Origin of the sequence: Geomonas propionica, assembly GCF_016458235.1 — a bacterium.
Taxonomy (GTDB): domain Bacteria; phylum Desulfobacterota; class Desulfuromonadia; order Geobacterales; family Geobacteraceae; genus Geomonas; species Geomonas propionica.
This window is the reverse complement of the sequence record NZ_JAEMHK010000034.1, coordinates 1-1,587: the sequence shown is the minus strand read 5'-3', so window position 1 is coordinate 1,587 and position 1,587 is coordinate 1. Positions and strand designations below refer to the sequence as shown.

General features: G+C 42.2%; 1 protein-coding gene. It reads right to left on the bottom strand.

All coding sequences use genetic code 11. The features are described from left to right. Positions 1–344: 344 nt before the first annotated feature. On the bottom strand, positions 345–1,587 hold a 1,243-nt coding region (locus JFN90_RS22025), incomplete at its 5' end, for a hypothetical protein (RefSeq protein ID WP_199397285.1).

The following is a 1,587-nucleotide window of genomic DNA, read 5'->3' as shown; positions in this document are numbered from 1 at the left end:
CATAACCAACGAGTGCCATAACATCCTCCACTCCTACCAATAGAACCTTATATGTTGTGATATTATCATATCAAAAAGCTAATAACAATCCCACTGGTACGATTTTCCTGTTCTGTGATGGATCTCACTCAACCAAGGTTCAGTGATACGGTAGTGGTGATACATTGCTTGTTCACACCGATGGATCATGCCCACGTGATTTGGTTCGGTGATTCTTTTATTCGTTCTCTTACTTTTGTGTTGCACTGTCCATTTGGGGTCCATTATTAGAGAAGAGAAGAGGGGGAAGAAGGAAGGGGGGAGAAGGGGCAATGAACTTCCTTGTGCTGTCAAACCAATTGTTGTCACTGAATTTTTCGATACTTTTCCCTGATGTTTATGACATCTGGATCCGTTGAGAGAAAGGACTTTCCTCTTTTAACCCCATTTGTTTTGAGAATGTTACTGAGATCACGCAGGCTTACTAACTTATTCTTTGAGTACTCTATGTCAACAATTTGTAATACCTTTTGAATTGTTGCCTGTCTTGATTGGCTTCTCTCACGTCTAGCTTCTTTCTGCGTCTTTTCAAATGGGATACCAGTTATCTCTGTGATCTTATGGTTCGTGTATCGGTAGCCGGAGAAGTAACCATCAAATGCATTCTCTATGTTCTCTTGTGTTATTGGATCATCTGGCGTGATCTCGTTCATGTGAGTTGCCATGTCTTCGATATCCTTTTTGACCACATCTTCAGATATCTGATATAGATATCCATGGCAAGCCATGATAAAAAGGCATTTATTTCTTATTCCTACATAGTTGTACTCCTTGATCGAAGCAACGAGGTAGTTGTAAGGCGTCCATTTCGGAACCATTCGTTTAGGCATCAGTTCACGCTTGTGGATCTCTAGGAACTGCTTCAATTTTTCGCTTAACAGCTTGTAGTCAATGCGAGCTATCGGCTCCGGCTCCGTGATCGTCGGAGTCTGCTCTTTGTGATCAGACTTCTCTGGATCTGTGGCTAGGAGCGATACCTGCGTTGCAGAAACATCACTGTTACCTTCAATCTCCGGCCACAACCTGTTTCGTTCATCCTCCGTGAGCAACTCAACGCCGACCATCTCAGCTATCGTTTCAAGGTCGTATCGTTCGTCGTACCCCTTGTAGACTGTGCTCAAGATTCGTGAGTTCTTCGTCTTTCCTCCGAACATCCGAATGCCATGGGCCAGATGGAGCTTGTCTGCCTTATAGCTTGGGTCGTCGTACCATTTCAACATCTCTGAATAGACGTCTTTTATTTTATCGGCAGTCGCTATAACGTACCTCTTCTTTTTCCTTCCTTCTTCTCTTACACGCTTGACGTTCCTTGCCCATGAAACTGCAGTCGTGTAGCTCAAAAAATCAAATTTTTCTTTGAGAATGAAATACAAATGTAAGCCGTTGCCCGAATTCACAATGTAGTTAGGTTTGATTGGACACAAATCTATCTTTTTAATAGCTACATCAAGGTTGTATGACCTAATGTTGTCCAAATCAATTACAAATGCATTGATGAACTCCATAAAACGCATTTGAACGCATGATGGTTTTTTAAATTCCTTGGGG